Annotated in this window: 25 protein-coding genes; 16 read left to right on the top strand and 9 right to left on the bottom strand. The window is 65.1% G+C overall.

Going from position 1 to position 23,452, the window contains the following annotated elements; genetic code table 11:
- Positions 1–233 precede the first annotated feature (233 nt).
- Positions 234–986 (top strand): Crp/Fnr family transcriptional regulator, encoded by a 753-nt coding sequence (locus RBJ75_RS08940; RefSeq protein ID WP_234707415.1) that lies wholly within the window; start codon positions 234–236, stop codon positions 984–986.
- On the opposite strand, the gene RBJ75_RS08935 is transcribed toward RBJ75_RS08940, so the two are convergent.
- Complete coding sequence (locus RBJ75_RS08935; RefSeq protein WP_044411489.1) at positions 968–1,525, bottom strand: PAS domain-containing protein; 558 nt, start codon at positions 1,523–1,525, stop codon at positions 968–970. The two genes, RBJ75_RS08940 and RBJ75_RS08935, sit on opposite strands and share 19 nt — an antisense overlap.
- A 485-nt stretch (positions 1,526–2,010) precedes the next feature.
- Between RBJ75_RS08935 and RBJ75_RS08930 the strand changes: the two genes are divergently transcribed.
- From RBJ75_RS08930 to RBJ75_RS08915, 4 genes are all read left to right on the top strand, one after another.
- A complete protein-coding gene (locus RBJ75_RS08930) occupies positions 2,011–2,775 on the top strand; it encodes a rhomboid family intramembrane serine protease (RefSeq protein ID WP_234707414.1) in 765 nt (254 codons plus the stop codon).
- A 211-nt stretch (positions 2,776–2,986) separates the two neighbouring features.
- Complete coding sequence (locus tag RBJ75_RS08925) at positions 2,987–3,415, top strand: CBS domain-containing protein (RefSeq protein WP_044411484.1); 429 nt, start codon at positions 2,987–2,989, stop codon at positions 3,413–3,415.
- Positions 3,416–3,488: 73 nt separating this feature from the next.
- Positions 3,489–4,016 carry a hypothetical protein gene (locus tag RBJ75_RS08920; RefSeq protein ID WP_152647723.1) on the top strand — a complete coding sequence of 176 codons (528 nt, stop codon included), beginning with the start codon at positions 3,489–3,491 and terminating at the stop codon, positions 4,014–4,016.
- Positions 4,017–4,083: 67 nt separating this feature from the next.
- Positions 4,084–4,557 carry a VOC family protein gene (locus RBJ75_RS08915; RefSeq protein ID WP_044411509.1) on the top strand — a complete coding sequence of 158 codons (474 nt, stop codon included), beginning with the start codon at positions 4,084–4,086 and terminating at the stop codon, positions 4,555–4,557.
- A 42-nt stretch (positions 4,558–4,599) separates the two neighbouring features.
- On the opposite strand, the gene RBJ75_RS08910 is transcribed toward RBJ75_RS08915, so the two are convergent.
- Positions 4,600–5,637, bottom strand: coding sequence for a patatin-like phospholipase family protein (locus RBJ75_RS08910; RefSeq protein WP_044411481.1), 1,038 nt, complete (start codon positions 5,635–5,637; stop codon positions 4,600–4,602).
- Between the two features lie 297 nt (positions 5,638–5,934).
- Between RBJ75_RS08910 and RBJ75_RS08905 the strand changes: the two genes are divergently transcribed.
- The gene (locus RBJ75_RS08905; protein WP_044411508.1) at positions 5,935–6,999 is read left to right on the top strand and encodes a hypothetical protein; all 1,065 of its coding nucleotides are present in this window, start codon (positions 5,935–5,937) and stop codon (positions 6,997–6,999) included.
- A gap of 74 nt (positions 7,000–7,073) precedes the next feature.
- Here RBJ75_RS08905 and RBJ75_RS08900 read toward each other — a convergent pair whose 3' ends face one another.
- Entirely contained in the window at positions 7,074–7,637 is a 564-nt protein-coding gene (locus RBJ75_RS08900; RefSeq protein WP_044411505.1) for a nitroreductase, read from the bottom strand.
- A 192-nt stretch (positions 7,638–7,829) separates the two neighbouring features.
- Here RBJ75_RS08900 and RBJ75_RS08895 point away from each other — a divergent pair, with 192 nt between their 5' ends.
- Entirely contained in the window at positions 7,830–8,777 is a 948-nt protein-coding gene (locus RBJ75_RS08895; RefSeq protein ID WP_044411478.1) for a 2-hydroxyacid dehydrogenase, read from the top strand.
- A 7-nt stretch (positions 8,778–8,784) separates the two neighbouring features.
- Here RBJ75_RS08895 and RBJ75_RS08890 read toward each other — a convergent pair whose 3' ends face one another.
- The 3 genes from RBJ75_RS08890 to thrS all read right to left on the bottom strand — a co-directional run bounded on the left by RBJ75_RS08890 (position 8,785) and on the right by thrS (position 12,136).
- Entirely contained in the window at positions 8,785–8,982 is a 198-nt protein-coding gene (locus RBJ75_RS08890; RefSeq protein WP_044411475.1) for a hypothetical protein, read from the bottom strand.
- A gap of 106 nt (positions 8,983–9,088) precedes the next feature.
- Positions 9,089–9,805 carry an aquaporin Z gene (gene aqpZ / locus RBJ75_RS08885; protein WP_044411472.1) on the bottom strand — a complete coding sequence of 239 codons (717 nt, stop codon included), beginning with the start codon at positions 9,803–9,805 and terminating at the stop codon, positions 9,089–9,091.
- 288 nt (positions 9,806–10,093) lie between these two features.
- Complete coding sequence (gene thrS / locus RBJ75_RS08880) at positions 10,094–12,136, bottom strand: threonine--tRNA ligase (protein ID WP_044411470.1); 2,043 nt, start codon at positions 12,134–12,136, stop codon at positions 10,094–10,096.
- 270 nt (positions 12,137–12,406) lie between these two features.
- On the opposite strand from thrS, the gene RBJ75_RS08875 reads away from it, so the two are divergent.
- Entirely contained in the window at positions 12,407–13,543 is a 1,137-nt protein-coding gene (locus RBJ75_RS08875; protein WP_080901030.1) for an MFS transporter, read from the top strand.
- A gap of 77 nt (positions 13,544–13,620) precedes the next feature.
- A complete protein-coding gene (locus tag RBJ75_RS08870; RefSeq protein ID WP_276156426.1) occupies positions 13,621–14,295 on the top strand; it encodes a nitroreductase in 675 nt (224 codons plus the stop codon).
- Here RBJ75_RS08870 and RBJ75_RS08865 read toward each other — a convergent pair.
- Positions 14,292–15,881, bottom strand: coding sequence for an alpha/beta hydrolase (locus tag RBJ75_RS08865; RefSeq protein ID WP_052628956.1), 1,590 nt, complete (start codon positions 15,879–15,881; stop codon positions 14,292–14,294). The genes RBJ75_RS08870 and RBJ75_RS08865 overlap by 4 nt on opposite strands.
- A gap of 207 nt (positions 15,882–16,088) precedes the next feature.
- Here RBJ75_RS08865 and RBJ75_RS08860 point away from each other — a divergent pair, with 207 nt between their 5' ends.
- The 5 genes from RBJ75_RS08860 to RBJ75_RS08840 all read left to right on the top strand — a co-directional run bounded on the left by RBJ75_RS08860 (position 16,089) and on the right by RBJ75_RS08840 (position 19,729).
- Complete coding sequence (locus RBJ75_RS08860; RefSeq protein WP_044412722.1) at positions 16,089–16,343, top strand: hypothetical protein; 255 nt, start codon at positions 16,089–16,091, stop codon at positions 16,341–16,343.
- Positions 16,344–16,392: 49 nt separating this feature from the next.
- Complete coding sequence (gene mddA, locus RBJ75_RS08855; protein WP_080901069.1) at positions 16,393–17,175, top strand: methanethiol S-methyltransferase; 783 nt, start codon at positions 16,393–16,395, stop codon at positions 17,173–17,175.
- Positions 17,176–17,319: 144 nt separating this feature from the next.
- Positions 17,320–18,780: a mechanosensitive ion channel family protein gene (locus RBJ75_RS08850; protein WP_052628955.1), complete on the top strand. Its 1,461-nt coding sequence runs from the start codon at positions 17,320–17,322 to the stop codon at positions 18,778–18,780.
- 105 nt (positions 18,781–18,885) lie between these two features.
- Positions 18,886–19,296 (top strand): hypothetical protein, encoded by a 411-nt coding sequence (locus RBJ75_RS08845; RefSeq protein WP_044412716.1) that lies wholly within the window; start codon positions 18,886–18,888, stop codon positions 19,294–19,296.
- Between the two features lie 22 nt (positions 19,297–19,318).
- Complete coding sequence (locus tag RBJ75_RS08840) at positions 19,319–19,729, top strand: DUF3574 domain-containing protein (protein ID WP_234707429.1); 411 nt, start codon at positions 19,319–19,321, stop codon at positions 19,727–19,729.
- A 173-nt stretch (positions 19,730–19,902) separates the two neighbouring features.
- Here the strand turns inward: RBJ75_RS08840 and RBJ75_RS08835 are convergent, their stop codons facing one another.
- Positions 19,903–20,730: a class I SAM-dependent methyltransferase gene (locus tag RBJ75_RS08835; RefSeq protein WP_411194520.1), complete on the bottom strand. Its 828-nt coding sequence runs from the start codon at positions 20,728–20,730 to the stop codon at positions 19,903–19,905.
- A gap of 209 nt (positions 20,731–20,939) precedes the next feature.
- On the opposite strand from RBJ75_RS08835, the gene RBJ75_RS08830 reads away from it, so the two are divergent.
- Positions 20,940–21,938, top strand: coding sequence for an AraC family transcriptional regulator (locus RBJ75_RS08830; RefSeq protein WP_044414682.1), 999 nt, complete (start codon positions 20,940–20,942; stop codon positions 21,936–21,938).
- Here RBJ75_RS08830 and yidD read toward each other — a convergent pair.
- Positions 21,881–22,237: a membrane protein insertion efficiency factor YidD gene (gene yidD, locus RBJ75_RS08825; protein WP_044414680.1), complete on the bottom strand. Its 357-nt coding sequence runs from the start codon at positions 22,235–22,237 to the stop codon at positions 21,881–21,883. The two genes, RBJ75_RS08830 and yidD, sit on opposite strands and share 58 nt — an antisense overlap.
- A 262-nt stretch (positions 22,238–22,499) precedes the next feature.
- Between yidD and RBJ75_RS08820 the strand changes: the two genes are divergently transcribed.
- Positions 22,500–23,417: a hypothetical protein gene (locus RBJ75_RS08820; RefSeq protein WP_080901143.1), complete on the top strand. Its 918-nt coding sequence runs from the start codon at positions 22,500–22,502 to the stop codon at positions 23,415–23,417.
- The last annotated feature ends 35 nt before the right edge of the window (positions 23,418–23,452 follow it).

Below are 23,452 nucleotides of genomic sequence, written 5' to 3'. Positions count from 1 at the left end.
GGTGCACGGCGATCGGCTTGATAATGAAATGAGCAATATTGATCAATATAGCGAAGGACCGCGTAGTAATACCAAGTAGATTAGTTGCCGCGACCTGCGCGATGTTTTGCCGTGACGGACTCGTGAGTTTTGCGTCTTGTGGGTTCGGCGCCCGGCGCCTCAGCTCTGACGACTTAGCCGCCACCGCGATCTTCGATAGCCCCGCCATTTTGGCCGGAATGGATGTCATGCCGATGATCCGCCAATCACCGAATGGCTTGCTGGATTCGCTGCCGGCGAAGGATTACGCGTTGTTGCTCGGGCATCTCAGGCCGATCGATCTGCTGTGCGGGCAGGTGCTGATCGAGGCCGGGCGGCCGTTGCAGCGGGTCTATTTCCCCCACCAGGGCGTCATCTCCAGCATGATCAGTGTGGGCCAGGGCGACCTTGTCGAGGTGGCGATGATCGGCCGCGACGGGGTGTTCGGCGCCTCCGCATTGTTCGGCGAGCTGTCGTTGACGTCGGCAATGATGCGCTATCCGGGACGGGCGTCGGTGATCGATGTCGGGCATTTTCGTGCGGCGGCTGACAGCAGCCCGGCCTTGCGCGCCGCGTTGATGCAGCACCTATCTACCCAGATCATGCAGGCCGAGCAGATCGCCGCCTGCAATGCCTCGCATGGCGTCGAGGCCCGGCTGTGCCGCCGGCTATTGCAGCTGCGCGAATTGTCCCGCAGCGGGCGGATGACGCTGACCCAGGAGGCGATGGCTCAGATGCTGGCGGTGCAACGCAATACGATCTCGCTGGTCGCGCATGCGTTGCGGCGCGCAGGCGTGATCCGCTACAGCCGGGGCGATCTCGAAATCACCGATCTGGCCGGTCTGATCCGGCGCTCATGCGAGTGCTCCATGGCCGATCACATCAGCCACGATCTCGTTTGCAACGATCCGCAGCCGCGACGTCATTCCCGTTTCGACGATGGGTTGGCTCAGCGCAGCCCCTCATAGACCGTCAGGCCTTGCACCACCGACCATTTGCGCAGTGCCCGCGGCGTGAAGCGGCGCGGTTGCTGGCCGATCGTGCGCCACGATGTCAGCGTGAATTCCCCGAGCGTCCCGGCGCCGGGCTCGCCGAACGGCGCCAGCAAGCCGGTCAGGCTGAGCGGGGTGTGCGGGCGGGTGTTGAATGGCAGCAGCAGCAATTCCAGGTTGACGGTGTCTCCCCGCGTCGTCTTGGCGACGATGCCGGCAATGACCGCGAGCGTGTCCTCGGCGACGATGCCCAGAATATCCGCGACCTCGCTGCGACTGTCGGGCGCGAACAGCGCGGCAAATCCCTGGCCCTTGAGGTCGCGGCCGAGCAGGGCGCAGACCCGGGTGCCCGCCACCCGGAACGGGTAGGTGTCGGCGTCGTAGGACAGCACGAAAATATCGGCGAGCAGGTCGCGCACTTCGCTGGGTTCGATCTCGCTGCGCTCGGGCGCGGCGCCGCCGCAGCGCTTGTCGTCCCAATAGGCGAAAAATGCGCGGTTGGAGGGATGTTTCATGACCCGTTACTCGCCCTTGACCTGGCAGCGCGGTTTTGGGGACAGGTGTGTCCCGGTTTTGCGCAGCTTTGGTCCGCAATGCAGTTTTGCTCAACGGGACTTGCACCGTCCATGCCGCAAGCGGGTTTTGCCCCCGGCGGCCGCGACTGGATGGCGTTAACGTTAAATTAACTATCAGCTTTGCGAGCCGTCGCCGGGCGGCTAGGTTGCGCGGGTCCACGGCGCCGGTGTTCTCCAGGCATCGACGCCGCTAATACAGGGTGGCTGCAAAACAAGCTGGTCGTCGCGAGGGGAGGGGTGGGGACTCCTGCGCGAAAGACCGGTATCGACCAGGGGAGGGCTTCTCAGAGCCTTCCCCTTTTTCGTGGGGGCGGGTCGGTGGTCCTGGAACCCGCACCCGGTCCGATCCTTGGCTTGCGCCGCCCTGCCAAGCCGCCTATTTGGTCGTGTCGCTCGCGTGAGCCGCTCGTATCAGGTCGTGGCCCTTGGAATCTTCGCTCGAATTGCCCCCGGAGCCGCCGCGCGAACCGATCCTGACCATTCCGGGCGCCCTGACGGCCTATGTGGCGCTGTTGGCCGTCGTTCACTTGCGCGTTCTGCTGCCGCCCGATCTGGAATACTGGACCATCGAAGTGTTCGGCTTCATTCCGAAACGCTACGATACCACCCTGCTGTCGCTGCCGTTTCCCGGCGGCGACGGCGCCAAGGTCTGGACCTTTCTGACCTATTCGCTGCTGCACGCCAATCTCAGCCACATCGTGTTCAACGTGCTGTGGCTGCTGCCGTTCGGCAGCGCGCTGGCGCGCCGCTTCGGCGCGGTGCGGTTCTTCCTGTTCATGGCGGTGACGGCGGCCGCCGGCGCGCTGGCCCATCTGTTGACCCATGAACACGCGATGGCGCCGATGATCGGCGCATCGGCCTCGGTGTCCGGCGCGATGGCGGCGGCGATCCGCTTTGCCTTCGTCAAGGGCAGTTTTCTGTCGCTGCGCCGCGGCGACGCCGACGCGGCGGCCCGGGTGCCAGCGCTGTCGCTGTCGCGCGCGCTGCGCGACCCGCGGGTGCTGGGGTTTCTGGCGGTCTGGTTCGGCATCAACATCGTGTTCGGGATCGGCTCGATTGCGATCGGCACCGAGGGCGTCAGCGTGGCCTGGCAGGCGCATATCGGCGGGTTTGTCGCCGGCCTGTTGCTGTTCTCGCTATTCGACCCGGTCCCGGCCAACCACGACGACCGCCCCGTGCCGGGATTGTAGGTCCGAACTCCGCGGCGCTTGCGGCGCGGACCGGTTTCAGTCATCATTAATCGGTATCATTTGCATCTGGGGTGATCGCACCCAGCGCCGCGTGCGCCTGCCGAATGCGCCGGATCGCACGCGCAGCCGAATTTGAAACTGATCAGTTGGTTGACGACTCGACAATAAGAGACCGTGCCCGCAACGGGCGTGCGAACTTTGGGAGGCGACCATGACAGTCCGTGCCATTCTTGAGTCCAAGGGCCACCACATCGTCAGTGTCGAGCCGGATACCTGGCTGTCGGCCGCGGTGACGATCCTGGCGGAGCGTCGGATCGGGGCGGTGCTGGTGCTGAGCGAGCGGCGCATCCAGGGCATCCTGTCGGAACGCGACGTGGTGCGCGTGCTCGGCGAACGCGGCGCCGCGGTGCTCGAGCAGCCGGTCAGCGCGGTGATGACCCGCAAGGTGATCAATTGCCGGCCGGGCGACAGCGTCGGCGCCATCATGGAGATGATGACGTCGGGTAAATTCCGCCATCTGCCGGTGATCGAAGACGACAACATCATCGGGCTGATCTCGATCGGCGACGTCGTCAAATGGCGGCTGCGCGAATTCGAGAGCGAGCAGCAGGCGCTGCACGACTACATCAAATCGGCCTGAGCGGCTGGTCTGCGGCGCGCGGTCGCGACCCGCGCCTGTTTTCCGATCCCGGCGGCGGTGGCGCCGCTGCGCTGTGACCGCGGTTGACGGCGTGGCGGAGTCGGTCGCGGCAGGACCAAGCCCGCCGGTCCTGACCGCCGGGCGATCGTATCGAAAAAAACTTGGGGTGATGTCGGCTGGCCTCGGCGTGCTTCGTCCTTCGCGCATGATCGAAACCAGCGTGCGAGCCGAAGGAAAAACCATGACCGACGCGACCAAACAGAAGTTTCTCGTCCTCTATCTCATTCCCGCCGCGGTCGTGGCGGACTGGGTGAAGACCGACCCTGCGATCAGGGAACCCGAAGAACAGAAGATGCAGGCCGCGTGGGGAAAATGGATGGGCGAACATGCCGCCATGATCGTCGGCACGGAGGTCGGCGGCAAGACCAAGCGCATCACTGCGAGCGGGGTCTCGGACATCAGCAACGACATCATGCTGTATTCATTCGTCGAAGCTCAGTCCCACGAGGCCGCAGCGCTGGCCTTCAAGGATCACCCGCATCTGCAAATTCCGCAGTCATCGATCGAAGTCATGCTGGTGAAGCCGATGGGCGGCATGTGATCGCCGCGTGCGGCCGCTGCGGCGGCGGACGACAATGAGCAACGCGGTCGAAACGATAGGACATGCAATGGCGAAGAACACGATTTGTCTGTGGTACGACAAGGAGGCCGAGGCGGCGGCCCGGTTTTACGCAAAGACGTTTCCAGACAGCAGCGTGGGGGCGATCCACCGTGCGCCGGGTGACTACCCATCCGGCAAGGAGGGAGACGTGCTCACGGTCGAATTCAGCGTCGCCGGGGTCGCGTGTCTCGGCCTCAACGGCGGTCCGGCTTTCAAGCACAATGAAGCGTTCTCGTTTCAGATTGCCACCGAGGATCAGGCCGAGACCGACAGCTATTGGAACGCCATCGTCAGCGACGGCGGCCAGGAGAGCGCGTGCGGCTGGTGCAAGGACAGATGGGGCATTTCCTGGCAGATCACCCCGCGTGTGCTGACCGAGGCCCTGGCGGCCGGTGGCGACCAAGCCAAGCGCGCGTTCGATGCGATGATGACGATGCGCAAGATCGACGTCGCTGCGATCGCGGCGGCGCGTCGCGGCTGACTGCGTCCGGGTTTGCGAGGGCGGGGAATGCGGGTGCGCCCGCTACCCCGCGGACTCGATCTTGGCGTTCGGCTCGCCGGCTTCGGGGCCCACGATCTCGATGGCTTCGCGGATCGATTCGATGGCGCGCTCGGCGGCGCGGGCACCGTGACCGATCATTTCCTCGGCGCGATGGAAGTCGAACCATCCGATCTTGCCGACCCGCGGCGAGATCAGCAGGTCGGGCGGATCGCCCGCCAGCCGCGCGCGGGTGATGCGATCCTGCATGATGTTGAACGCATCCATCATCACCTTGGAAATCCCGGGCCGTCCATTGCTGCCGAAAATCTCCTGCTTGACGATTCGCTCAGGCGAAAAAAACCTGCCAATTCCGCGTCTTGCCGGCGCAGGCTCGACCACCGGCTCAACCTCTTCTTCGATCGGTGTCCCATGCGCGAAGATGGTCGTGCCGTGTCCGAACACATCGCTGGAAACATTGGCCGCGATGACGATTTCGGCGCCCAGCGCGCGCGCCGCCGAGACCGGCACCGGGTTGACCAGGGCGCCGTCGACCAGCCAGCGATCGCCGATCAGCACCGGGGCGAAAATTCCGGGCAGCGCGTAGGAGGCGCGCAGCGCGTCGACGACGCGGCCCTGGGTCAGCCAGATCTCGTGGCCGGTGCGAACCTCGGTGGCGACCGAGGCGAATTTCTGGGTGAGGTCCTGGATCTGGACCTGGCCGAGCGTGGCCTCGAGCTGGGCGGCGAGCTTGCCGCCGCCGATCAGGCCGGAGCCATTGAGGCGGATGTCGAGATAGCTCAGGATATTGCGCGGCTGCAGGCTGCAGGCCCATTGCTCCAGCGTGTCGAGATGGCCGGCCACATAGGCGCCGCCGACCACCGCGCCGATCGAGGTGCCGACCACGACGTCGGGCACGATGCCGTTGGCGAGCAGGGTCTTGATGATGCCGATATGGGCGAAGCCGCGCGCGGCGCCGCCGCCCAGCGCCAGGCCGATCACCGGCCGCCGGATGCTGTCGAGCCCGACATTGGCCCGAGCGGGCGATTGGTTCGGACTGCGTCCGATCAGATTATCCAGCACTGCGGGCCTCCTCGGCCTGATATTCGGCAATTGCGAAGAATCTCGCCGAAGCCAGCGCCGAGAATCGCACACCAGGGAACGATTTAAGCGCGCTTGCGGGGATCGTGCCACATCGCTTCAAACGCTTGATTAATGCCATGGCGGCGCCAAACCCTCCTTGGATACCTGTCCACCTACGCGGGAATCATGACGGTGCGGCGAATCGATCGCGCGATGTCCGATTCACGGCCAGTTTCCGGCTTCGACATATTCGACCATAGGCTTGAATTTGCCTCGTTTTCAGTGAAAACCATCGCCATGGTTTCGAGCGGTAACGATGACAACAAAAAGGGGCAGCGAGGCGGCCTGAAGCTGGTGCTTGCGCTGGCCTTGCTGGCGCTGTCATTCGTCACAAATCCGGCATCGGCGCAATTGTTCGGCGATCGTCCGCCCCCGGTACCGCCAGGCCTGGTCCCGGACGTGCCGTCGGGCGGTGCGATCAGCCTGGCTCCGCCATCGGGTGCGGCGTCGTCCCCGACCTTGCCGGCGCCGCTGACGCAGCCGCCGGTCTCGGCGGTGACACCGCCGGCCGCGCCACCGCTCACCACCACGCCGCCGCCGGCGAGCCAGGGCGTGCTGGCGCTGACCGCGCGCTACGGCAACGATCTGCCGGTCATCAATGGCGGGCTGATCTGGCGGGTCTATTCCGATCGCCCGGACACCACCGGTGCCTTCAAGCTGGTCCGCGAGGATCACGGCGCGACCCCCAACATCGTGTTGCCGCCGGGAAACTATGTGGTTCACGTCGCTCTGGGTCTGGTCAGCGCGGTGCGGCCGGTGACCTTGAAGGCCGAGACCGAACGCGAAGCCTTCGTGTTGCCCGCCGGCGGGTTGCGCCTCGAGGGGCGGGTCGGCACCTCGAAGATTCCGCAGAACCAGATTTCATTCGCCATCTACAAGGGCAGCCAGTTCGACGGCAATCAGCGTCCGCCGCTGGTGCCCAATGTTGCGGCCGGCGACGTCGTGCTGGTGCCGGAGGGGACCTATTACATCGTCTCCAATTATGGCGACGCCAATTCGGTGGTGCGCTCCGACATCCGCGTTCAGGCCGGCAAACTGACCGACGTGATCGTCACCCACCGCGCCGCCGTCATCACCCTGAAGCTGGTCAGCGACAAGGGCGGCGAGGCGCTGGCCAACACCGCCTGGTCGGTGATCACGCCGGGCGGCGACGTCATCAAAGAATCGATCGGCGCGTTTCCCCGCGTGGTGCTGTCGGAGGGCGAATACCGCGCCATCGCCAAGAACGAAGGCAAGATGTTCGAGCGCGGCTTCAATGTCGTCAACGGCGTCGACGGCGAAGTCGAAGTGCTGGCGCGCTAGCGCGGTTTTGGCTCTCGGAGTTTGACGCAAAAGACCGCGCGGCGCGCCGGCCTCGGCTCGCCAAGACGCCGAACCTAAAACCGCGTGACGATATCTGCCAGCGTCGGACGCGGGCGTTCGCTGGGCGTGCGCGACTTGGTGCCGATATGGATGAAGCCGGCGATTTTCTCCTCGGGCGCCAGGCCAAGACCGGCAAGGACCTCGCGGTCATAGGCGAACCAGCCGGTCAGCCAGTTGGCGCCGTAGCCGAGCGCGGTGGCGGCGGTGACGAGCGCCGAGGCGCTGGCGCCGGCCGACAATTCCTGCTCCCACGGCGGAATTTGCGGGTGCGGCTTGATCGAGCTGACCACCGCGATCACCAGCGGCGCCTCCAGCAGCCGGCCCTTTTCGGCGTCGATATCGGCCTGCGGCGCGGCGGGGTTTTTGGCCGCGAACACTTTGCCGATCAACTCGCCGGCCCGCGCGCGCGCCTCGCCCTCAAATACGATGAAGCGCCACGGCGCCAGCTTGCCATGATCCGGCACCCGCGCGCCCAGAGTCAGAATGGTGTCGAGATCGGCCGGGGAGGGGCCGGGTTCGGTCATCTCGCGCGGCTTCACCGAGCGGCGGGTTTTCAGGAATTCGATGGTGTCGGGCACGGCGATCTCGTTGTCCATTGCGATGTTGCCCAACCTAGCATGCAAGCCTCACCGCCACGAGGCCGGCGGCGCGACTTTGGATTGATTATGCGAAACGCCTGATCGCAACGCTGCATTGCGGGCCAAATACTTGCGCCCGGTGCGGCACCGCTCGATATACGATGAAATTCATCTCCGGACGAGGTCGCCGACATGGCATGCGAATTGTTGGTTCTCGTCGAATTGTTGCCGGAAAATCTCGCGCGGTTTCAGGCCGCCGGGTTTCACGTTGATCTGGCGCTGACGCCGGCCGAGCGCGCCGCCAGGATGTCCGAAGCGGGAAACAACATCCGCGCGGTGCTGACCAATGGATCGACCGGGCTTCGGGCCGAGGAGATCGCGAGGCTGCCCCGTCTCGAGATCGTCTGCGCGCTCGGTGCCGGCTACGAAAACATCGATCTGGTGGCGGCAGGCGCGCGCGGCATCGTGGTCACCAATGGTGCCGGCACCAATGATGCCTCGGTCGCCGATCACGCCATGGCGCTGTTGCTGTCGGTGGTGCGCGGCATTCCGAATGCGGATGCCACGCTGCGGCGTGGCGGATGGAAGGAGATTCGCACGCCGCGGCCGCTGCTGTTCGGCAAGAAGCTCGGCGTTCTGGGTCTCGGCAACATCGGCGACCAGATCGCGAGGCGCGCTCATCGCGGCTTTGAGATGCAGGTCGCCTATCACAATCGCAAACCGCGCAACGACGTCGATTATCTTTATCGGCCATCGCCGGCCGCGCTTGCCGCCTGGTGCGACTACTTGATCATCGCCACGCCGGGTGGGCCGGCGACACGACATCTGGTCGATGCGGCGGTGCTGACCGCGGTTGGCCCCGACGGTTTTCTCGTCAACATTGCGCGCGGCAGCGTGGTCGATACCGTGGCGCTGATCGATGCCCTGAGGCAGCACCGGATCGCCGGCGCGGCGCTCGACGTCGTCGAAGGCGAGCCGGTGGTGCCGGAGGGCCTGCTGTCACTCGGCCATGTGGTGCTGACGCCGCATATCGCCGGTCGCTCGCCGGAGGCGGTCGCCGCCACCACGACGCTGGCAATCGAAAACCTCGCGGCGCATTTTGCCGGGCGTCCGGTCCTGACTCCGGTCGAGCCGGCCTGATGGCGGGCTATCCCTTCGCCGGCATTTTGCCGGCGCGATCCAGCAGATCCTTGCCGAGATCCTCGAGGATCTGCCGGGTCGCCAGAAACAGGCTGTGGCCCAGATCGGTCTCGATCGCCAGCGCCACCACATGGGGCTGGTTCGGGTCCGGGATCAGCTGATAGGCCCGGATCGGATAGGCCGGCAATTCCTGTTCGTCGGTCATCTGTCATCCTTGGACGTTGCTGATTCTATTTTGGTTCTGGTCTTAACGCGTTCGCCGGTGCATTGGCGAGAGTGCCCGCCGCGCGCGGCGGCGGCGGGCGGATAGGTTATTTCGGCTCGCGGCCGATCTGTCCGGGTGATTCACCCGGTGACAGCACAAACCTGTAGATGGCCGCGCCGATCGCCGCGCCCAACAGCGGCGCAACCCAGAACAACCAGAGTTGTCCGGGCGCCCCTGTTGTTGCGAAGAAAGCCACCGCCGTCGACCGGGCAGGGTTGACCGACGTGTTGGTCACCGGAATTGAAATCAGGTGGATCAGGGTCAGGCCGAGACCGATCGCGATGGGTGCGAAACCCGCCGGTGCCGCGCGCGAGGTCGAGCCGAGGATGATGATCAGGAACGCCGCCGTCAGCACGGTTTCGGCGACCAGCGCGGCGGTCATCGAATATTTGCCTGGTGACAGGTCGCCGTATCCGTTCGAGGCGAAGCCGCCGGCAGAAAAATTCGGCGCACCGGATGCGATGACGTAAAGAATCCCCGCCGCACACAATCCCGCGATCACCTGCGTGATCCAATAGGGGATGACGTCGCGCCATTCGAAACGGCCGGCGATCGCCAATCCGAGCGATACCGCCGGGTTGAAATGGCCGCCGGAGATGCCCCCCACCGCATAGGCCATGGTCAGCACACTCAGGCCGAACGCCAGCGAGACGCCGACAAAGCCGATGCCGAATTGCGGAAAGCCCGCCGCCAGCACGGCGCTGCCGCATCCCCCAAACACCAGCCAGAACGTACCGACAAATTCCGCGGCCAATCTTCGCATTTTCTTTCTTTTCCTTGAGTGAATGCTTCGTCCTACGGGTCTCGCACTCCGACGCGGCAATGTCGATAGGCGTCAGGCGGCCTCGTCGCGCGCCGAGGCGCGACGCGGCGACTTCGTCAGGCATGGTCGGCTGCAATTCGTCCCGTGCCCGGACGCAGCGCACCGCGCCGCCTTGCGGCGTGGTGCGCTGCAGCGCCGGGCCCCGCTTTTTGCAGGTCGTGAACCGGGGTCCGATTCTGCGATGCGGCATGAAGGATGCCGCATCGCGCCCGGGACACGATCGACTGCTTACACCTCCACCCGCGCCCGCTTGACGTCGGGCGGCGTGGCTTCCTCGACCAGAGCGGCGAGCGCCTCGGCGGTGGCCATCACGGTCTGGCCCTCGCTGCCGAAGCGGCGGATCGAGACCGAATGGTTCTCGGCTTCCTTCTTGCCGACCACCAGCATCACCGGGATCTTCATCAGCGAATGTTCGCGCACCTTGTAGTTGATCTTCTCATTGCGCAGATCGAGTTCGACCCGCAGCCCGGCGCGGCGCGCGGCGGCCGCCACGACCTTGGCGTAGTCATCGCCTTCGGAGGTGATGGTGGTGACGACGATCTGGGTCGGCGCCAGCCACAGCGGGAAGTTGCCGGCGAAGTGCTCGATCAGGATGCCGATGAAGCGCTCCATCGAGCCGCAGATCGCGCGATGCACCATCACGGGGGCCTTCTTGGAGCCGTCGGCGTCGATGTAGAACGCGCCGAACCGTTCCGGCAGGTTGAAGTCGACCTGGGTGGTGCCGCACTGCCAGTCGCGGCCGATCGCGTCGCGCAGCACATATTCGAATTTCGGCCCGTAGAACGCGCCTTCGCCGGGATTGATCGCGGTCTTGATGTTGTTGTGGCCCTGCGATTCGATCTGCGACAGCACCGTGGCCATCACCCGCTCGGCATGGTCCCACATCTCGTCGGTGCCGACGCGCTTTTCCGGCCGGGTCGAGAGCTTGACCGTGAGTTCGCCCTCGAAGCCGAAATCCGCATAGGTCGACAGGATCAGATCGTTGATCTTGAGGCATTCGTCGGCGAGCTGCGCCTCGGTGCAGAACACATGGGCGTCGTCTTGGGTGAAGCCGCGCACCCGCATCAGCCCGTGCATCGCGCCGGACGGCTCATAGCGATGCACGATGCCGAATTCAGCGATCCTGAGCGGCAGGTCGCGGTAGCTTTTCAGGCCGTGTTTGAAGATCTGCACATGGCCGGGGCAGTTCATCGGCTTCAGCGCAAACCAGCGCTTGTCCTCGGCCTCGTCGCCGGCCGACTGCGCCGCGAACATGTTTTCGCGGTACCACTCCCAATGGCCCGAGGTCTCCCACAGCGACTTGTCGAGAATCTGCGGCGCGTTGACCTCTTGGTAATCGCCGGTCAGACGGCGGCGCATATAGGCGATCAATTCCTGGAAGATGGACCAGCCCTTGGCGTGCCAGAACACCACGCCGGGGCCTTCCTCCTGGAAGTGAAACAGATCGAGCTCGCGGCCGAGCTTGCGGTGGTCGCGCTTCTCGGCCTCCTCGATCTGGTGCAGATAGGCGTCGAGCTCGTCCTGCTTGGCGAACGCCGTGCCGTAGATCCGCGTCAGCATCTGGTTGTTGGAATCGCCGCGCCAATAGGCGCCGGCCACCTTCATCAGCTTGAAGGCGTTGCCGATCTTGCCGGTCGAGGTCATATGCGGGCCGCGGCACAGATCGAACCAGTCGCCCTGGTAATAGATCTTGATCGGCTCGGTGCCGGGGATCGCATCGACCAGCTCGACCTTGAAGCTTTCGCCCTTGTCGGCGAACACCTGCTTGGTCTTCTCGCGGTCCCAGACGTCCTTGGTGAAGGGTTTGTCGCGGGCGATGATCTCGCGCATCTTCTTTTCGATCGCCCCGAAATCCTCCGGGGTGAACGGCTCGTTGCGGAAGAAGTCGTAATAGAAGCCGTTCTCGATCACCGGGCCGATCGTGACCTGGGTGCCGGGCCACAAAGCCTGCACCGCCTCGGCCAGCACATGGGCGGCGTCGTGGCGGATCAGCTCCAGCGCGCGCGGGTCGTCGCGGCTGATGAATTCGATCTTGGCGTCATGATCGATCGGATCGGCGAGGTCGGTAACGATTCCGTCGAGCGCCATGACGACGGTGCGCTTGGCCAGCGACGGCGAAATCCCCTTGGCGATCTCGAGTCCGGTGCAGCCGCGCGGATAATCGCGACGGTCGCCATTGGGGAAGGTGAGGGAGATGTGGGTCGCCGTGACCGGCTTCAGATTGGACAGGCCGAATTGGAATCCCGATGCGGGCGTCGATTTGTCAGGCATTTTGGTCTCCTGTGGCTCACTCCTGCGAACGAGCGCAGGTAAGCGGATTGCAGCGGTATAGCAGCGGAATCGGGCGTTGCAACGGCGGAAAACGTCGCGCTGCGGCGATCGCGGCCGGTTTTTGCCGCGCCAGCGCCGATCGCGCGCGCGGATCGCCGCCTTGCGATCGCGATCCGCGGGGGGCGCGAAATTAAATGCAAGTGCATGATCTTCGTGTTACACGAGGCGATGTCCCGTCCCGCCGCCCCCGCCTTCGCCCCCACCGCTTTGATGCTCGGCAATTTCGTCACCGGCACCGCCATTCTGGCGCCGGCCGGGATGCTCGGCGAATTATCCGCCGGCCTCGGCGTGACGATCCGTGACGCCGGGCTGTTGATCACCTTCGGCGCCGTGGTGCTGTGCATCGGCTCGCCGCTGTCGGCGTGGCTGACTTCCCGAATCGAACGCCGCACACTGCTCGGCGCCACGCTGGCGGTGCTGGCGCTCGGCAATCTGGCCTCGGCCTTCGCGCCGAGCTACGCCGTGCTGCTGATCATCCGGCTCATCATGCTGTCGGTCGGCGCGCTCTATACCCCGCAGGCGGCCGGCACCGCGGCGCTGGTGGTGCCGGTGGACAAGCGCGGCGGCGCGATGGCCTATGTGTTTCTCGGCTGGTCGCTGGCGATCGCCTTCGGCCTGCCGCTGGTGACCCTGATCGCCGGCCACTATGGCTGGCGCGCGGCCTATGGCGGCGTCGCGCTGATCGGCGCGGTGAGCTTCGCGCTGCTGGTATGGTGGCTGCCGCGCGGTCTGACCGGGGTGCCGGTCAATCTGAAGACCTGGGCCGCCATCGGGCGCAGCCGCCTGATCCTGATGCTGCTGCTGGTCTCGACCTTGCTGACCTCGGGACAATTCACCGTCTTCACTTACTTCGGCCCGTTGCTGAAGCGGCTGGCCGACGCCGGACCGCAGGTGATCGGCCTGGTGTTCGCGGTCTATGGCGTGTTCGGCTTCATCGGCAACATGATCGCCAGCCGGATCGTCGATCTGTGGGGCGCCTACCGGACCTCGCTGCTGTTCATCTCGGTGTTGCTGTTGGGGGCCAGCGTCTGGGCGCTCGGCGCCGGGCATCTGGCGGTGATGGCGACCGGCGTCGGGATCTGGGGGCTGGGCTTCGCCGCCACCAATTCGATGCAGCAGGTGCGCCTGGTCGGCGCCGATCCGCTTCTTGCCAGCGCCACCGTCTCGCTCAACACCTCGGTCCTCTATATCGGCCAGGCGGTCGGCTCGGCCCTGGGCGGCACGCTGTTCGCGGCCGGCTATCTGCGCCAGACCGGCTATGTGGCGATGGCCTTCATCGCGCTGGCGCTGGCGACGGTGGTGGTGATGACGCGGGCCGTGCGGCGCGCGCCCGGGGAAGGCGCGTGACAGATCCCGAGGTCTTGCGCCAAGGCCGCTAAACCGCGATTGTCCGATCGAGGAAACGAACGGGGAATCCCAACCACATGCAGTTCGATGACGTCATTCTTGGCCGACGCAGTATCCGCGGCTACAAGCCCGATCCCGTGCCGCGGAAATTGATCGAGGAAATTATCGCGCTGGCGATGCGTGCGCCGTCGTCGATGAACACCCAGCCGTGGAATTTCACCGTCGTCACCGGCGAGCCGCTGGACAAGATCCGCGCCGGCAATACCGAGCGGATGGTGGCGGGCGTGCCGCAATCGCGCGAATTCCGCACCGGCCAGGCTTTTGTAGGTGCGCATCGCGACCGTCAGGTCGGCGTCGCCAAGCAATTGTTTTCCGCGATGGGGATCGCGCGCGACGACAAGGAGATGCGCCAGGACTGGGTGCTGCGCGGCTTCCGCCAATTCGACGCCCCGGTCTGCGTGATCGTGACCTATGACCGCGTGCTCGACGGCAGCGACGATACGCCATTCGATTGCGGCGCGGTGGCGACCGCTCTGGTCAATGCCGCCTGGTCGCGTGGGCTCGGCGCCGTGATCAACAGCCAGGGCATCATGCAGTCGCCGGTGGTGCGCGAGCACGCAAAAATCCCCGACGATCAGATCATCATGAAAAGCATCGCGCTGGGCTGGCCGGATGACAGTTTCCCCGCCAATGCGGTGGTCTCGGAACGCAAAACCGTCGACGAGGCAGCCCGCTTCGTCGGGTTCGATTAGGCCGAGCCCGGCGGGAGAGGCGGCTGTGGTCGATCCGATCCTGCGAGAAAGGCTCGGACTGCGCTGACAAACACCGACCATGCCGGTTCGTTTTCCAGAATCACATGGTTTCTGCTGTCGAGCGGCACGAACCGCGCGCCCTTGATGCCGGCTGCGAGTTCCTGTCCCTCGGTGAATTTCACCCGCGCGTCTTGGCGCGCGTGCAGCACCAGCGTCGGCACACGAACGTCCTTGAGCAGGTGACGGACATCGATCGCGCCAAATTCCTGGACCAGCTTGTGGGCATTTTCCGGTGACGTCGTGAGCTTCTGCAGATCGTTGAACCAGCGGATCTGCTCGTCATTGGCGCCGGGAATCAACAGCGACGTGAAGATCTGGCGGAATACCGGGTTTTCCTGTCCCCAGCCTTCGAGCACCAATGTGGCGAGCGCCTGGCGTCGCGCCTTTTCGGCGGGATCGTCGAGATGGATCCAACCCTTGGCATAGCCGCCATAGAGCACGAGATGGCTGACGCGCTCGGGATGTTTCACCGCATAGGCAATCGAAATCGCGCATCCTTGGGATGCGCCGAGCAGGACAAAACGGTCGAGCCTCGCGGCTTCGACCACGGTTTCGAGATCGCGTAGCAGAGCATCGAAGGAGAAATCGAAAACGTCCCAATCGGACAGCCCGGTGCCGCGTTCGTCGTATCGCAGGTAGGTATGGTCGCGGCTCAGCGCCTCGATCCAGTGTCGGTACACCGGGCTCTCGAGATCGAACTCCAGATGGTTGAGCCAATTGGCGGCCTTCACCAACGGCGGCCCGGACCCCACCGACGCATAGGCGATCCGCACCCCGTCCTGGGTGGTGCAGGTCCGCACCGTCTGCCGCAGCGACGGCGGCGCCGGTTCCGAAGCTGACGAAATGGCGCTTTGGTCGCTGGCCTTGCGCCGCGTCCGGTAGCGCAGCAGGTCCTGATACAGCGATTTGGTCGCCTGATCGGGCTCGACATTGAGCTCCTTGCGCAGCAACGCTTCGCAGCGCTTGTAGCGTCGCAGGGCGAGCGCGGTCTGGCCCTGGTCGGCATAGAGCCGCATCAGCGCGCGCTCGACGTCCTCCTGCAACGGATCAATCGCCAGCAGGCGCAGCGCCACAGCGATGGCCTCTTGCTGCGCCCCGCCGCGCTGCAATTCCAGCATCAAGGCGCGCAAGCCGGAGATCGCGGCGGCGCGCAGCCGGTCCCGCTCGCCCAGCAGCCATTCCTCGAACAGGTCGGATCTTGCGTCGAACCCCTCCAGCAAGTCGCCGCGATAGAGCGCGGCCGCGCGCCTGAGGTTGGCAAGGGTGGGATCGGCGAGCGCGGCGCCGAACTCCGCGACGTCGGTGGAGATCGCGCCGATTTCGAAGCCGATCAGATCGCTCTCGGATGACAGCGGCAGCTCGGGGACATCGCGGCGCAGCTTGCTGATGCATTGGCGCAGGCTCTGTCGCGCCGCGTCGTCGCTGCTATCCGGCCAGAGCAGCGTCGCCAGCCGCTCCCGGACATGGGCGACGCCGGGCGCCAACGCCAGAAATGCCACAAGGGCTTGCGGTTTCCTGCTGCGCAAGGCGACAGGTCCAATCCGTTCAACGGAGAATCCGCCGAGCAACCCCAATCGCGGCATTGCATCCCTCTCGATGTCGAAGCGGCGTCCATCCTATCAACTCGAAGCGGGCATTTTGACGATTTTTTCACGCCCGCCCTGACGGCCTGCTGACCCCTGACATTTAGGAAATGACCACGCGCAATCGAGCGCCGAAGCGAGGAAATTTCCATGACCATATTTTTGACGTTGCTGTTACTGCCGACAACGCGATCCGCCTGCGGGCGGCTTGTGCTGATCGCGGCTGGATTAAGACGGCTGGTGAACGGCCGGGTCGCTGCCGCCATCGTCCGCCACCAACGCCGCGCGGCGCTGCGCCGGTGGGTTAGCCGGGGACCGCAGGATATCACCCCCCATCACGGCCAGGTCGACAGCGCTGCCGAACGGGCGGCGTGGTCCTGGCTGCGCTGCCTGCCGAAATCGTGATGCGATGCAGACCGAAATGGAAACCCGACACAACCGTCAAGAGGCGAGCATGCCAACTGCAATGGAAGATGACCGGAGCGCTGAGCTGATTTCGTGGCATTTGCGGATCATGAGGGGCCTGGTCGTTGCCTATGGGGGCACGGCCTACCTGGTCTGCCTCGCGACCCTGCTCTATGCATTCGGCTTCGTCGCCGAATATATCGTGCCGAAGGCGATCAACGACGGCGCGGCCGCGCCGATGTCGAAGGCATTGCTGATCGATCTGCTGTTGCTGTCGATCTTCGCGATTCAGCACAGCGGCATGGCGCGGCAGCGCTTCAAACGACTGTTCGCGCGGCATGCCTCCGCGGCGATCGAGCGGTCGAGCTATATTCTGCTCGCGAGCCTGACGCTGCTTCTGCTGTTGTGGCAGTGGGTGCCGATTCCGAACGTGGTATGGCGCATTGAAACCCCGGCGCTCGCCGCCCTCGCGACTGCGTCCGGGATGTCGGGCTGGCTGATGGTGGTCTATAGCTCGTTTTTGATCAGCCATTTCGAGCTGTTCGGCCTGACCCAGGTGATCGCGCATTTTGCCGGACGCCTCGCGGCTCCGGCCAAATTCAAGACCCCGGGCCTGTATCGGCTGATCCGGCATCCGATCTATCTCGGCTTCATCATCGCCTTCTGGTCGACGCCGGTCATGACCGTGGGACATCTGCTGTTTGCCGCGGTCACCACGGCCTACATTTTCGTCGGGATCCGGCTCGAGGAACGCGATCTGGTGTCGGTGTTCGGCGATCGCTACCGCAGATATCGCGAACAGGTGGCGATGCTGCTGCCCGGGCTGTTCTGAGCCGCAGGATGTCGGCCGGGCAGGGCGAGAACCGATCGTTGGCCGCAACGACCCGCGACAGCGCCGCTGCGGCTGCCGCAATGGAACCAACCGGTTCCAGCTGGGTTGGCGAAGGAAGCTCTCTCGTTGCGCGTAAGGACCTCGATGATTCGTTCGCTGTTGCGCCACGCGGTGCGGTTTGCCACGCGCGGTGCGGGCGGCCGCGCAATCCGGACGGCGACGTCGCGCGCGTCGCTCCTGGCGGTGCTGTGGCTCGTCCTGCTGAGCGTCGCGGTGCCCGACGCTCTGGCCCAGACCGCGCCACCCGCCGCGCTGCCGAGCCAGCAAAGCGACAACGCGGTGTCGAAGCCCGTCGAGGTCAAGCCGACCGCCGATGACGCGGCGATCGCCAATCGCATTGAGCGCATTCTGCAGTCGACAAACTGGTTTGTCAGCCCCAAGGTCGCGGTGCGCGACGGCATCGTCTTCATGGACGGCAAGACCCAGACCCAGGAGCATCTGCGCTGGGCCGGGACGCTGGCGCAGAACACCCAAGGCACCGTCGCGGTGGTCAACCGGATCGAGGTCGAGGCCGACGTCGGATCGACCTTCGGTCGCGCCGGCGACGAATTCGCCCGGCTGTATCGCCAGGCGCTGCAGACATGGCCCTGGATCCTGCTGGCATGCGTCATCATCTTCGTCACCTGGCTGCTGGCGCGGCTGGTCGCGTTCGTCGTTCGACGCCTGGTCGCGCGGCGGGTGTCGTCGTCGCTGCTGGCCAGCGTCGTTGTCCAGGCGTTTTCAATTCCCGTGTTTCTGCTCGGCATCTACTTCGTGCTTCAAGTGGCGGGCCTCACGCGGCTCGCCATCACCGTGCTGGGCGGCACCGGATTGTTCGGCATCATCATCGGCTTCGCGTTTCGCGACATCGCCGAGAATTTTCTCGCCAGCATCCTGCTCAGCGTCCGCAATCCGTTCAGCACCGGCGATCTGATCGAGGTCGACGGCAACACCGGCATCGTCCAGAACCTCAATGTGCGCACCACCGTGCTGCTGACGCTGGCCGGCAATTATGTGCAGATCCCGAACGCCATCGTGTTCAAGAGCACGATCACCAATTACAGCGCCTCGCAAAGCCGGCAGGCGACCTTCGCGGTCGGGATCGGCTATGATTCTTCCACCACCAAGGCGCAGTCGCTGATCGCCAATGTGTTGGCGCAGCATCCGGCCGTGCTCGATACGCCCGAACCGCTGGTGCTGGTCGAGGAGCTGGGCGCTGCGACCGTCAATCTGCGGGTATTCTATTGGTTCGCCAGCGCCACCTATTCGCCGGCCAAGATCAATTCGGCGCTGCTGCGCCTGACCAAGGACGCGCTGCTCAGCGGCGGGATCGAATTGCCCGACGCCGCCCGCGAAGTGGTGTTTCCCCACGGCGTCCCGATCATCCGCCACGACGATCGCGCGGCGACAAGCGCGCGGCCTGGTGGGCTCGGCGAGGCCGTCGTCGACCACGAGCGCAGCCCGGTCAGTGTCGGCGAAGGCAATCTGCGCAACGAGACCATCGAGGTCAGCGAGCAATCCGAAGGCAAGGCGCCGGAATCCGAGGAGAACCTGCTCAAGCGCTGAGGGCCATCCCGAAGCGCATCTGGGCGGTCAGGGCGAAATTCCGCTTAGCAAGACGAGGATCGTGCGCTACGCTCGAGGCGTCGATTGCGATCGGGGGATTGCGGAATGGCAGATGCGGCCGGGTGGGGCAGGGCGTTCTCTCGCTATGGGATCGTCCTCCTGCTTGTGTTTCTCCCGAATGCAGCAAGCGCCGATTCCTTCGTTCGGAATGTCAGGTCGGGTGTTGAAACCAAGGTCTTTTCGTATCACGCGCATCGGCGCGACTGCAGCGAGAAGGCCGGCGTGATCAGGGTGGTCACCAAACCGCAACATGGCAGGCTGATACCAGGCCGCGAGGTCTCGACCCTGAAGCGCAATCGCTTCAATCCGGAGGACGCTTGCGTCGGCGCCCAGCTGAACGGGTTCAGGGTCAATTATCGGTCCGAGCCTGGCTATCGCGGCGAGGACAGCTTTGTCATCGAATACACGTTGCCGAGAAGATCGGTGACGGATTACTTCACCGTCATTGTCCGGTAGCAAGGTGGACGGCAGATCAAACTTGAGGGGATCGCTGGCCGTCGCGGCGCTGTTGGCGGTCGCGCTATCCGGGTGCGCCAGCCTGCCGCAAGCCTGCGTGCCGCCGGCGCGGCTGATGGCCTCGGCCGAACTATTATTCGGCCGCAACATCGCCGACCGCCTCGGCGTCAGCGACAAGGCCTTCGCGGATTTCACCGCGCGCGAGATCACGCCGCGGTTTCCGGACGGATTGACGGTGATCGATGCCAACGGACAGTGGCGCGATACCGAGCGCGGCGCGCTGGTGCGCGAGCCGAGCAAGCTGGTGCTGATCGCCTTCGACGACAGCACCGAAAAGCGCGCGGCGCTGGCCGCGATCGCGCAGGCCTACAAGGCGCGGTTCAAACAGCAATCGGTGCTGACCACATTGCGCAGCGCTTGCGTCAGCTTCTAGCATCGCGGCGCTCACAGCTGGCGCCAGGATGTTCGGATATAGACCGCCAATGCGCGGCACAGCGTCAGCAATAAATTGATATCTCCAAACATGACACGCTCCATAATGAAGAATGCAGCGCCGGCCGCACCGGGCGGCGCTGCGCAATCGGGCCATCGGTCGATCGAATGTCGCTATCGTCTGGTCACGATCACTTCGAGATAATCGCCCGGCACCAGCAGCGACTCGCCGCCGCCGCGATTCATCCGGCACAGCAGCTCGGTGATATCCGCCTCCAGCGCCGCCTGGCCGGCGGCGTCGAGCGCGGCAAAGGCGCGGTTGACCGGGCCGTAATAGCTGCGGAAGATCTCCAGCCAATGCGCTGGCGACTTGTAGCGAAACATGAAGACCTGTTTGGTCGCAGTCACGCGGTGGCCGGCAAACAGCTCGCCGAGCCGCGGCTCGGTGCCCCACAGCCCCGGCGAGCGGACCCCGGCCGGCGGCGCCACGTGGCTGCCGACGATCCCGAACAGCTGGCCGATGAAGCCGTCCGGCGTCCAGTTTGCGAGCCCGATGCGGCCGCCGCCGCGGACCACGCGGGTCAGTTCCTGCGCCGCCTTGTCCTGGTCCGGCGCGAACATCACCCCGAAGGTCGACACCGCGACGTCGAAACGGCCGTCCGCAAACGGCAGTGCCTCGGCGTCGGCCTGCTGGAAAGTCACCGGCAGCCGGTCGGCGTCGGCGCGCTCCTTGCCGCGAGCTAGCAGGGCGCCGACATAGTCGGTCGAGGTCACGTCGACAAAGCGGCGGGCCGCGGCCAGCGTGGCGTTGCCGTTGCCGGCGGCGACGTCGAGCACCCGCTCGCCGGGGCGCAGATCGATCGCCTCGCAAAGCCGCTCGCCGACGATCTGCAGCGTGGTGCCGATCACGGCGTAGTCGCCGGCCGCCCAAGTTGCTTGTTGCCGCTGCTTGATCGCCGCGTAGTCCGGCGCGCTGCCTTTATTTTGTACTCCTGTCATCATATCCATGGCGGTGCCCTTTCAAATGACCTGTTGGATATCGTCGGTGGAGATCCGTTGCCGGCGCGGAAAAATGCCGCTGCCGCAACGCGCCGGCGGCGAGTATGCTGCCGTCCGGTGCTGCTGTTTGTAGGCGCGGGCGGCGGTTCGATGAATGACCGTGCCGCCGGATCACCTGACCGCGCGTCCAAATCACCAGGGTGGCGACCACGATGGATGCTCTGTCCGATGTGCTTCGCTCGGTGCGCCTGACCGGCGGCGTGTTTCTCGACGCCCGGTTCACGGCGCCCTGGTCGATCAATTCGCAGACGACGGCTGAATATTGCGAGCCCTATCTGGCGGCGCCGGCGCAAATTATCGCCTATCACGTGGTGATCGCCGGCCGGCTGCAATTGTCGGTCGAAGGCGAGGCGGCGATCGAGGTGATGGCCGGCGAGATCGTGCTGGTGCCGCGCAACGAAGTGCACACGCTGTCGAGCGTGACCGGGTTGAAGCCGCTGAACGCCCAGGACCTGATCCTGCCCGCCGGCGACGGCGGGCTGATGCGTATTCGACACGGCGGCGGCGGCGCGGCGACGCATATCGTCTGCGGCTTTCTCGCCAGCGAGGACGCCTATAATCCGCTGATCGAAACCCTGCCGCGGGTGATGAAGCTCGATATCCGCGACGGCACCGCGCGCGACTGGATCGAAGCCTCGGTGCGGTTTGCCGCCGGCGAACTGGTCGAAGGCCGACTGGCGTCGTCGAGCGTGATGTCGCGGTTGTCGGAGCTGTTGTTCGTCGAAGCCGTGCGCCACTACTCCGCGACGCTGGGCAGCGACGAACTGGGCTGGCTGAAGGGGCTGCGGGATCCGCAAGTCGGCCGGGCGCTGGCGCTGATGCACCGGACGATCGCGGCGCCGTGGACCGCGGACTCGCTCGCCCGCGAGGTGGCGCTGTCGCGCAGCGCGTTCATGGATCGATTCCGGACGCTGGTCGGCATGCCGCCGATCCGCTATCTCACGATGTGGCGGTTACGCACCGCGAAGCTCAATCTGCGCGAGTCCGGCAGGAGCGTCAGTCAAGTCGCCCACGAGGTCGGCTACGACTCCGAGGAGGCCTTCAGCCGGGCATTCAAGCGGGAGTTCGGCGTCTCGCCGACGCGCTGGCGCGATCAGGACGCCGGCGCGGAGGGGCCGTCCGGGCCGTTGACGCCGCGCCAGCGTGCGTAGCGCCAGGGCAAGTACCAGGTCGCGCCGGGCGGGGCGGTGAGCGGCACATTGTCGATGCCCGAGGTGCCCCAGGGATTGCAGCGCAGCAGCCGCGCCAGCGTCATCCAGCCGCCGCGCCACAGCCCGAATCGCCCGATGGCCTCGTCGCCATAGACCGAACAACTCGGCAGATGCCGGCAATTGGCGCCGACCAGCGGCGACAGTGAGTGCCGATATAGCCAGATCATGCCGCGGCCGGCGTTGCGCGGTGCGCGCTGCAGCATCCGGGCGCAATCGGCGCAGAGCTCTGATGGGTTCATGGGCGTCTTGCTAAAATCGTGGGCGAACGTTTGCCTGGTTCCGGTGCAATGCCCCGGCTGCTGTGTGGGCAATGAGCCACAGCGCCCGAAATATCGCACTAATGTGACTGCACTGCAGCAAGAACCTGTAGACCCTTGCGTTTAATCAAAGTTACCATTTTGATAACGAATAGATAACGGATGAATGACAGAATCGGATCGTTGAGCTGGGAACCGTGACCGCCGCCCGTGCCGGGAGGAAGAAGGGACCAAAGTGAGACTGATGATTTCGCCAAGAGGAATCGGATCGGCGCTGTTGCGCACGGCGACGCTCGGCGTCGCACTCGCCGGCTTGATGCAGACGGTTCTTCCCGCCATGGCGCAGGCCGGCGGCAGTCTCGAAGAACGCAAACTGCCGATGCGCTTCAGCTGGATCGCCTGCGAGCCCAATTGCCGCGGCTGGATCGGAGCGGTCGGCATCGTCACCGCCAACACCCCGAAGGATTTCGACGATTTCGCCCGCGGCCGGCATTTGAGCGGCGCCGCCGTGGTGCTGGATTCCAGCGGCGGCTCGGTCAATGACGCCATTACGCTGGGCCGGCGCTGGCGCCAGATGGGACTCACCACCACGGTCGGCGCCAGCATCGAGACCGCCACGCCGATTGGACCGCAGGCGTCGATCTCGCCTGATGCCTATTGCGAATCGATGTGTGTCTTCCTGCTGCTGGCCGGCAATGCGCGCTACGTGCCCGGGCAGGCCCATGTGCGGGTGCATCAGATCTGGATGGGCGATCGCGCCGAGGACGCCCGCGCATCGAACTACACCGCGCAGGACATGATGATCGTCGAGCGCGATATCGGCCGGCTGGCCAAATACACATTCGACATGGGCGGCACCGGCGATCTGCTGTCGCTCGCGCTCAACGTGCCGCCATGGGAAGATCTACACGAATTGTCGGCGCATGAATTGCGGCTGACCAATCTGGTGACGACCACCACCATCGCCGATCTGTTGCCGCCGCCCAATGCGCCGAGCACCAAGGCGGTGGCCGCGGCCGACCGCAAACCGCTGCAGGAGCGCTTCCTCAGCGGCAAGGCCGACATGATCGGCATGCGATTGCCCGTGCGGTCCAATGCCCCCACCCAGACGGCGGAGGCGTTGCCGTCCGGTCTGGCGCCGACCGTTCAGGCGCAGCGCTAGAGCATGATCCCGAAAAGTGGATCCCGGTTTTCGGA

Source organism: Rhodopseudomonas sp. BAL398, from assembly GCF_033001325.1.
In the GTDB taxonomy this organism is placed as follows: Bacteria; Pseudomonadota; Alphaproteobacteria; order Rhizobiales; family Xanthobacteraceae; genus JARJEH01.
Note: the sequence above shows the minus strand (reverse complement) of the source record. Positions and strands in the feature narration are given on the sequence as shown.